Consider the following 5,046-nt stretch of genomic DNA (forward strand, 5'->3'; position numbering starts at 1 on the left):
TGATGGCGTCGCGCTCCGAGGCCGCGATCGCGGTCGCGAAGCGCGACTTCAAGCCGGACTTCGCCGTGTCGGGCGGCTACAACTACATGGGGTCGATGCCCGACATGTTCGAGTTCCGTTTCGACGTCATCGTGCCGCTGCAGCGGGCGCGCCGCCGGGCGGCCGTGGCGGAGCGGGAACTCACGCTCGTTGCTGATCAACAGACCGCCGAGAGCACCCGGCTGCTCCTCCAGAACCGCGTGCAGGAGGACTACCAGATGGCGACGACCGCGGGCGAACTGGCCACGCTCTATCGTGATGCCGTCCTCCCTCAGGCGCGGCTGGCGCTGGAGTCGTCAGTGAGTAGTTACCAGACTGGCGCCGTCGATTTTCTGTCGGTGCTGACCAACTTCGGATCGGTGCTCGAGTACGAGATGAGCTACCTCGAACAGCTCTCCGAGCAGTACACGGCTGTCAGTCGCCTCGAAGAGATGGCGGCGGTCACGCTTGTCCCCTGAGGCCCGCCATGCGCCTGTTCAAATTCGTCTTCTTGACTGTTCTCCTCGCGGCGGCTGTCGGCACAGGCTGGATCCTGCGCGACAGGCGTCAGCCCGGCCCGACCGCGACTGCGGCGGCCACGGCCGGCCGCAAGGTCCTCTACTACGTGGATCCAATGCACCCGTCATACACGTCCGACAAGCCCGGCACGGCCCCGGACTGCGGCATGGCGCTCGAGCCGGTGTACGCCGACGATGGCGTCGCGACTACACCCCGGACGCGTCGCATCCTGTACTACCGGGATCCGAAGGTCCCGGCCTACACCGCGACCACCGCCGGCATCAACGCCGAGACCGGCAACACCCTCGAGCCCGTGTACGCCGATGCGCCGGCGGCGTCGAGCACGGCTGGCGCCGTGCGTATCTCGACCGATCGACAGCAGCTGGCTGGCGTGCGCTATGCGACCGTCGAGGCGACCGACGTCGGCCGCACGTTGCGCACCGTCGGTCGCGTGGCGTACGACGAAACGAAGCTGCAGCACGTGCACCCGCGTGTCGACGGCTGGATTGAGAAGGTGCACGTCGACTTCACGGGCCAGTTGGTGAAGAAGGGGCAGCCGATGCTGACCATCTACAGCCCCGAGATGCTCGCCTCGCAGGAGGAACTGCTCCTCGCCCGCCGCGCGCGCGAGGTGATGCAGAAGAGTCCGCTTGCCGCGTCGGCCGCCCAGGGCGACTCGCTGTTCGAGGCGACACGACGTCGTCTCCAGTTGTGGAATCTGACCGATGGCCAGATCCAGCAAGTCCTCGATACCGGGAAGCCCATTCGTGACATCACGTTGTATGCGCCCGCCGGCGGCTTCGTGCTCGAGCGCAATGCGTTCCCCAATCAGCGCGTGACCGCCGAGAGCGACCTGTACACGCTGGCCGACCTCAGCACGGTCTGGATCATGGCCGACCTCTACGAAGCCGACCTGTCGGCCGTGCGGGCCGGGGCGCCTGCGAAGATCGTGATGCCGAATGGGTCGGCGATCAAGGCCATCAACGCGACCGTCACGTACGTCCAGCCGGCGGTCGATCCCACCACACGCACACTGAAGGTGCGCCTGGAGGCCCGGAACGCTGGCATGCGTCTGCGCCCGGAGATGTTCGTCGACGTCGAGTTCCCGCTCGGGGGCAATCGTCGGCTGACCGTGCCCGCCGACGCCGTGCTCAACTCGGGTGAGCGGCAGGTCGTCTTCGTCGATCTCGGGGATGGCTATCTCGCGCCCAAGGCCGTCCAGACAGCCGAGCGTGTTGGCGACCGGCTCGTGGTGACGTCCGGTCTGTCGGAAGGGGAACGCGTCGTCGCTTCGGGCACGTTCCTGATCGATGCCGAAAGCCAGCTCAAGTCAGCCCTTGGGAGCATGGCCGGCCACCAGCATGGCGGCGGTGGCAAGCCGGCCGCCGCGCCTGCACCCGTACGGCCCGCCAACCCGCCTGCCAAGACGGCCCCGCCAAGCGGGGCCTCGTCAGGAGGGCACGCGCATGATTGACCGGATCATCGAGTTCTCCGGCCGGAACCGCTTCGTCGTGTTCCTGATCGTGGCGGTCGCCACGATGGCCGGGCTCTATTCAATGCGGTCGATCCCGGTGGACGCGATCCCGGACCTCAGTGACACGCAGGTGATCGTCTACTCGCGCTGGGATCGCAGTCCGGACATCATCGAGGATCAGGTCACCTACCCGCTCGTCACCGCGATGCTGGGCGCGCCGAAGGTGAAGGCGGTGCGCGGCTTTTCGGATTTCGGATTCTCCTACGTCTACATCGTGTTCGAGGAGGGTACCGACATCTACTGGGCACGCACGCGCACGCTCGAGTACCTGTCTGGCGTGCTCCCGCGCCTGCCGCAGGGCGTGCGGACCGAACTCGGCCCGGACGCGACCGGCGTCGGCTGGGTGTTCCAGTATGCCCTGGTCGATCACAGCGGCACGCAGTCGCTGGCAGACCTGCGCACCTATCAAGACTGGTATCTGCGGTACTACCTCAAGGCGGTGCCCGGCGTCGCGGAGGTCGCAGCGATCGGCGGCTTCGTGCGTCAGTACCAGGTGCAGGTCGACCCGAATCGCCTCAGGGCCTACAACATCCCTATCGACAAGGTGACCGAGGCCGTCCGCACGGGCAACAACGACGTCGGCGGCCGCCTGATCGAGATGGCGGGCGCCGAGTACATGGTGCGTGGGCGAGGCTACGCCCGCTCGACGGAGGAACTCGGCAACATCGTCCTGACCACCAACGAATCTGGCGTCCCGGTGCGGATCAGGGATGTCGGTGAGGTGACGCTTGGCCCCGATATCCGCCGCGGCGTGGCCGATCTCGACGGCAAGGGCGACGTCGTGGGCGGCATCATCGTGATGCGCCAGGGCGAGAACGCCCTCGCCGTCATCGAGCGCGTCAAGGAGAAGCTGGCACAGCTCAAGCCCAGTCTGCCCAAAGGCGTGGAGGTGGTCACCACGTACGACCGGTCAGACCTGATCGAGCGCTCCATCACCACCCTCGAGCACACGCTCATCGAGGAACTGGTCATCGTTTCAATCGTGATCCTCGTCTTCCTCTGGCACGTACCGAGCGCGATCATCCCGATCATCACGATTCCCGTGGCGATCATCATCTCCTTCATCCCGATGCGGCTGATGGGGCTGAGCTCCAACATCATGTCGCTCGGCGGCATCGCGATCGCTGTGGGTGCCATGGTCGATGCGGCGATCGTCGTCGTGGAGCAGACCCACAAGAAGCTGGAGATCTGGGATCGGACCGGCCGCAAGGAAGACTACCGCCGCGTGGTCATCGACGCGGTGAAGGAAGTCGGTGGTCCGAGCTTCTTCGCGTTGCTGGTGATCGCGGTCTCCTTCCTGCCCGTGCTGACGCTCGAGGCCCAGGAAGGGCGTCTGTTCAAGCCGCTCGCGTACACGAAGAACTTCGCGATGATCGTCGCGGCCGTGCTCGCCATCACGCTCGATCCGGCGATGCGGCTGATGTTCACGCATACCAAGACGTTGTCCTTCCGGCCGGCGTGGCTCGCGCGGGTGGCAAACGCGGTGTTCGTCGGCAAAATCCATTCGGAGGAGCATCACCCGATCAGCCGGGTCCTCATTCGGGTGTACGAGCCCATCTGCGCCTGGGCACTGCGCTGGAAGTGGGCGGTGATCGGTGGCGCGCTCGCCATGGTGGTCGCGACCGTGCCGGTGTACCAGCGCCTCGGCTCGGAGTTCATGCCGCCACTGGACGAAGGCACGCTGCTCTACATGCCCTCCACGCTGCCAGGGCTGTCGGTCACCCAGGCGCAGCAGTTGCTCCAGGTGCAGGGCCAGCTGATCCGGCAGTTTCCCGAGGTCGAGCGCGTCTTCGGCAAGGCGGGCCGCGCCGAGACCAGCACCGATCCGGCGCCGTTCTCGATGATGGAGACGGTCATCACGCTCAAGCCCCACGATCAGTGGCGGCGCGTGCCGACGTGGTATTCCGCCTGGGCACCCACCTGGCTGAAACCTGTGCTGCGACGCATCACCACTGATCACATCACCACCGAACAGCTGGTCGCCGAACTGAACGACGCGGTGAAGATCCCGGGTGTCACGAACGCGTGGACGATGCCCATCAAGGCGCGGATCGACATGCTCACGACAGGCGTGCGAACGCCGGTCGGGATCAAGATCTATGGCGCCGACATCAAGGAGATCGAGCGCGTCGGGACGCAGATCGAGGCGGCCCTCCCAGCGGTGCAGGGCACGCGGAGCGCCTTTGCGGAACGGACCTCGGGGGGGTACTTCGTCGACTTCGTCTGGAAGCGGGACGCCTTGGCACGCTACGGGCTGTCCATCGATCAGGCCCAGATGGTGGTGATGTCGGCAGTGGGTGGCGACACCGTGACCACGACGATCGAAGGGCGGGAGCGCTACCCGGTGAGCGTGCGGTACTTCCGCGACTACCGCAGCGACGTCGATCGCCTGAAGCGCGTGCTGGTGCCCACCATGGGCGGACAGACGCAGGTGCCGCTGGAGCAGTTGGCGGACGTCAAGCTCGTCTCCGGACCGGCGATGCTCCGCAACGAGAACGGGATGCTCAACGGCTACGTGTACGTCGATGTCGCAGACCGCGACATCGGTAGCTATGTCGAGGAGGCCAAGCGCGTGGTGGCCGCACAGGTCGAGTTGCCCACGGGGTACTCCCTCGAATGGAGCGGCCAGTACGAGGCGATGCAGCGGGTGAAGGAGCGGCTCAAGATCGTCGTGCCGGTCACGTTGTTGCTGGTCGTGGTGCTGCTGTACATGAACACGCGATCGGTCGGGCGCACCACCATCATCCTGCTGGCCGTTCCGTTCTCCGCCATCGGCGCAATCTGGCTGCTGTACCTCCTTGACTACAACATGAGCATCGGCGTCTGGGTCGGCCTGATCGCGCTGCTCGGCGTGGACGCGGAGACCGGCGTGTTCATGCTGCTGTACCTGGACCTGGCGTACGAAGACGCGAAGCGGGAGGGGCGCCTGAAGTCGCCGAGGGATCTGCAGGACGCGGTGCTCCACGGGGCCGTGA

Annotated in this window: 3 protein-coding genes; all 3 read left to right on the plus strand. The window is 66.0% G+C overall.

Annotated elements, in window-relative coordinates; all coding sequences use genetic code 11:
- Nucleotides 1-497, plus strand: a 497-nt coding sequence (locus Q0C41_RS29575) for a TolC family protein (RefSeq protein WP_291990295.1), incomplete at its 5' end; no start/stop codon positions are given.
- A gap of 32 nt (nt 498-529) precedes the next feature.
- Nucleotides 530-2,011 (plus strand): efflux RND transporter periplasmic adaptor subunit, encoded by a 1,482-nt coding sequence (locus Q0C41_RS29580; protein ID WP_291990297.1) that lies wholly within the window; start codon nt 530-532, stop codon nt 2,009-2,011.
- Nucleotides 2,004-5,046: CusA/CzcA family heavy metal efflux RND transporter (locus Q0C41_RS29585; RefSeq protein ID WP_291990299.1), on the plus strand; the 3,043-nt coding region annotated here is incomplete at its 3' end. The genes Q0C41_RS29580 and Q0C41_RS29585, both read left to right, overlap by 8 nt.

Source organism: Luteitalea sp. (assembly GCF_022842525.1).
Taxonomy (GTDB): Bacteria; Acidobacteriota; Vicinamibacteria; order Vicinamibacterales; family Vicinamibacteraceae; genus Luteitalea.